The organism is Methylophaga sp. UBA5088 (genome assembly GCF_002414625.1).
Classification (GTDB): domain Bacteria; phylum Pseudomonadota; class Gammaproteobacteria; order Nitrosococcales; family Methylophagaceae; genus Methylophaga; species Methylophaga marina.
Map to the genome: position 1 here is coordinate 7,275 of NZ_DIAC01000043.1, position 4,636 is coordinate 11,910.

The 4,636-nt window shown below is 43.1% G+C and carries 3 protein-coding genes and 1 pseudogene; all 4 read left to right on the forward strand.

Annotated elements, in window-relative coordinates:
• A partial coding sequence (locus tag B4K20_RS05920) for an EAL domain-containing protein (protein ID WP_289282233.1) occupies positions 1–885 on the forward strand: 885 nt, incomplete at its 5' end.
• A 168-nt stretch (positions 886–1,053) separates the two neighbouring features.
• The gene (locus B4K20_RS05925; protein WP_289282234.1) at positions 1,054–2,520 is read left to right on the forward strand and encodes a NarK family nitrate/nitrite MFS transporter; all 1,467 of its coding nucleotides are present in this window, start codon (positions 1,054–1,056) and stop codon (positions 2,518–2,520) included.
• A 14-nt stretch (positions 2,521–2,534) separates the two neighbouring features.
• On the forward strand, positions 2,535–4,259 hold the full coding sequence (locus B4K20_RS05930; protein WP_289282235.1) for a bifunctional protein-serine/threonine kinase/phosphatase: 1,725 nt from the start codon (positions 2,535–2,537) through the stop codon (positions 4,257–4,259).
• 139 nt (positions 4,260–4,398) lie between these two features.
• Positions 4,399–4,636, forward strand: a pseudogene (locus B4K20_RS05935) (hypothetical protein); the annotation flags it as partial.

Consider the following 4,636-nt stretch of genomic DNA (forward strand, 5'->3'; position numbering starts at 1 on the left):
GACTTACCATCAAGGCGCATTGTGATTGAAATTTTAGAAAGTGAAATTGATAACCGCGATTACTTACGGGAGTTGATTACGCATTTTCGTCAAATGGGCTGTTTGATTGCGATTGATGATTTTGGTGCTGGTCACTCTAATTTTGACCGTATTTGGGATTTACAGCCTGATATTGTCAAGATTGACCGTAGCTTAGTAAAAAAAGCAGGCCACTCAATGAAAGTGGAAAGGATTCTGACTGGCATTGTCTCGCTCATTCATGAGACCGGAAGTTTGGTGGTTATTGAGGGGGTTGAGACTGAAAAAGAAGCCTTGGTTGCGATTTCCAGTAACGCAGATATGGTTCAGGGGTTTTATTTTGCTAAGCCAAAGCCTGATCTCCAGCAGGAGATTGATTTCGGTCAAGCCATGGATAAGTTACTTCATCAACATCAGAATGTACGAAGCCAATATAATCGAAAGCTTCAACAACATTTCCGCACCTTTGAGTTGATATTTGAAAAAGAGCTCGACGCGTTTAAACAAGGGGCATCTTTTGAAGACTGTGGTCACGCCCTATTTGATGATGCCAGAGCTGTACGTTGTTACCTGCTTGATGAGTCTGGCTACCAGATTGGCCGAAGTCTGAACTCACCCAAATATACAGCCAAACTGGATATTCGTTTTACACCGCTACTTTCTGGTGTCAATGCTAACTGGTCACATCGACATTACCATTTCAGAGCCATACAAAATCCGAATATGACTCAGATAAGTCGTCCATACCTGTCGGTAGCCGGTTCTCATATGTGTATCACCGTTTCACAAGCAGTGGTTGTTAGTGGCAAGACATATGTTTTCTGCTGTGATTTAGACTGGCCCGACGAAGATCAGCTCATCAGTTGAGATAACGCACTTATACTGTGCGGAATGCACCAAATTAGCAGCTAAATATGCATTCAGGATGCGCATTTGTTTTTCTAAGTATATATAAATCAATAGGTTATGTTTTGGCATGATTCCCGCTATTCGAACATGGACCCATTCCGGTATGTTCAAAAGAGAGCTGAATTTATGTCCAATAACAAACTCAATTTATTATCTTTCAAAGATAATATTCGTACCCTTCATCTTACCTGGATAGCCTTTTTCATCAGTTTTGTGGTGTGGTTTAATCATGCACCATTGTTGATGGCTATCAAAGATACGCTTGGCCTCGATAGTCAGCAGATAAAAACGTTGCTGATACTCAATGTCGCCTTGACTATTCCCGCTCGAATAGTAATTGGCATGCTAGTGGATAAGTACGGTCCTAAGATCATGTACTCACTACTGCTCGGCATTTCAAGCGTGATTTGTTTTTTCTTTGCACTTGCAGATAGTTTTGAACAACTCGCTCTTGCCCGTTTTCTACTGGGCTTTGTCGGTGCCGGGTTTGTTATTGGCATTCGTATGATTTCTGAATGGTTTCCAGCCAAGCAAGTGGGATTAGCGGAAGGTATTTATGGTGGTTGGGGTAATTTCGGTTCAGCCGCAGCGGCAATGTCACTGCCCACCATTGCATTATTATTTGGTGGTGAGGATGGTTGGCGTTATGCCATTGGCCTGACTGGTGCCATTGCGCTTGTTTATGCTTTTATTTATTACAATACTGTGTCTGACACGCCTCAGGGATCGACGTATTTCAAACCGAAAAAAACGGGTGCGATGGAAGTAACCAGTAAAGGCGATTTCTTTCTCTATATCGTTATGAATATTCCCATGTATGCGGCCTTGGCCTTATTAGCATGGAAGTTGTCACCCAGTGGGGTCAGTTTGCTCTCCAGCGAAATCACCCTCGCGATTTATGTCGGTTTAGTGGTGTTATTTTTCTATCAGGTGTATCACATTTATCAAATTAACAAAGATGTGTTTGTTAAAGAAACACCAGAAATTCACCGTTACAAATTCAAACAAGTGGCCGTGTTGGATTTAGCCTATCTGGCGACATTTGGTTCTGAATTAGCCGTTGTGTCAATGTTGCCTCTGTTTTTCAGTGAAACGTTTGATATTAGTGCTGTTCAGGCCGGTTTACTCGCCTCTGGCTTTGCTTTTATGAATCTGGTATCGAGACCTATCGGTGGTTTGTTTAGTGATCGTCTGGGTCGTAAGAAAACACTGACCATTTGTATCAGCGGTCTGGCGGTAGGCTATTTCGTAATGGGTATGATTACACCAGAGTGGTTCATTGTGTTGGCTGTATTGGCAACCATGGCATGCTCGTTCTTTGTGCAAGCTGGAGAGGGCGCTGTGTTCGCGGTAGTACCACTGGTTCAACGTCGATTGACCGGACAAGTAGCCGGTATGGCGGGTGCTTATGGTAATGTGGGCGCTGTCACGTTTCTAACCGTGCTGTCACTTGTTTCTGCACAAACCTTCTTCTTTGTGATTTGTGCGACGGCGGTCGTGACATTGATCGCGGTGCAGTTTATGGATGAGCCTCGCGGACAGATGGCCGAGGTCTTACCAGACGGCTCGATTCAAATGATAGATGTGCATTAATCGTCAGGACGAATATGACGGCAAAGTTAAAAGTATTAGTTGGGCAGTGTTCAACACAAGGCGTGAAAGCTGATAATCAGGATACCGTCGGTTTTTTCATTCCGTCCAACTTAGCTTTGCTTGAAACGAAAGGTGTTGCCTGTGCTATTGCAGATGGGCTGAGCTCCAGTAATGAAGCAAAACAAGCTAGTCAAGCATGCGTGACTGGTTTTATGAGTGACTACTTTAGTACACCTGACTCCTGGTCTGTGAAACAGTCTGGCAGCAAAGTGCTTGCCGCTATCAACACCTGGTTGCATGGACAAAGTCAGCAGTTTCAGCAAGCAGGCAGAGGAATGGCCTCTACCTTCAGTGCTGTTGTTGTTAAATCAACAACAGCTCATATTTTTCATGTCGGTGATTCACGTATTTATCTATTACGTGATGGTGAGTTTGAACCATTGACCACCGATCATCGTATTCGGATTGATGAAAATAAAGAGTATCTGGGAAGAGCGTTTGGCGTCGATTATTGTCTGGATATTGACTATAAAACACTCGCTGTTCAGGAAAAGGATGTGTTTCTGTTGACCACCGATGGCGTGCATGATGTTTTGCCCGATAAGGTGCTCAAACAGTTTATATTAGAAGGTTCTGTTGATTTATCTGATTTAACAGAACGGATTTGTGATGAAGCACTGAAGGCTGGCAGCCAAGACAATATAAGTTGCCAGCTAATGTGTATTGAACAATTACCGACTCAAGCACCAGATGAGGTTTTTGCTCAACTCACCGTATTACCTTTTCCACCTGATTTATATGAGGGTGTCATTCTTGACGGCTATCGTATCAGTCGTGAGTTACACGCTAGTTCTACAAGCCAGCTTTATTTAGCGGTGGATACTGAAACGGGCGAGAAAGTGGTGATTAAAACACCTTCGGTCAACTTCGAAGATGACCCGGCATACCTGGAAAGGTTCCACTTGGAGGAGTGGGTAGGGCGACGAATAAATAATGCACATGTAGTCAGGACCATTGAGCAGAAGCGTCCCCGTCGTTTTCTTTATTATGTGATGGAGTACGTGGACGGTAAAACGTTGCAACAGTGGCTGGATGACGTTGGACGTTTGGATTTAAAAACTGTACGTGATCTTGTGCCTCAGCTTGTATCAGCACTGAGAGCTTTTCACCGACTCGATATGTTGCATCAGGATTTAAAGCCTGGAAATATCATGATCTCCAGAGATGGCGTGCTGAAGATTATTGATTTTGGTTCAACCAAAATTGCCGGCATTGCTGATATCTCAACGCCGATACAACGCAGTGAGTTGTTGGGGACAAAGCACTACACGGCACCTGAGTATCTATTGGGTCGTGCTGGTCAGCCGCAGTCTGATCAATTCTCTTTAGCGTGTATTGTCTATGAAATGCTCACAGGCCATCTGCCATATGGTGAAAAACTGGCAAAAGTTCATACCAGACAAGATCTTCATCGCATTGAATACCAATCCATCGCTTTGTTTATTCAGGATATGCCAAGCTGGGTTGATAAAACCTTGCAGAAAGCCTTACAACTCTATCCTGAAAAGCGCTATCAGGCATTGTCTGAGTTTGCGACAGACTTGATAAAACCGAATCCAGCTTATTTAAGCGATGACAATCGCCCGCTGATGTACCGTTATCCGGTTAAGTTCTGGCAAGCATGCGCATTTCTTTTGTTTATCAGCAATTGTTTGCTTGCCTATTTTTTACTCCGATAAGCTTGTATAGCGCGGTCTTTTTATATCAGCAAAACCGGTTTATCGATAATTTTGCCTCAACGACTATTCCTGTATTTACACTATAGTCATACTAAGAGTATGGTTATTATAAATACTAAAAAAGTGATAGCTGGTTGAAATGTCAATGGAAACAAACCCAAGGTTAAAAGAAGAAAACGTAACAGATTTGTTCAGTATGGAGAGTATCGAATCTGCATGGTCTTTTTTAGATATTTTGCCTTTTCCAGTCACCGTTATTGATGATGACTATAGGGTGATTCGAGCCAATCAGGAAGCCATTCATGAATACAGTCAGATTGATGAGCCTTGCTACAAAATGAGTCATGGTTACGATAGTCCCTGCCATGAAAATGGGG

Bases quoted from the DNA above. Each gene is read 5' to 3' on its own strand.
- B4K20_RS05925 (WP_289282234.1), top strand. From the start codon at position 1,054: ATGTCCAATAACAAACTCAATTTATTATCTTTCAAAGATAATATTCGT.
- B4K20_RS05930 (WP_289282235.1), top strand. From the start codon at position 2,535: ATGACGGCAAAGTTAAAAGTATTAGTTGGGCAGTGTTCAACACAAGGC.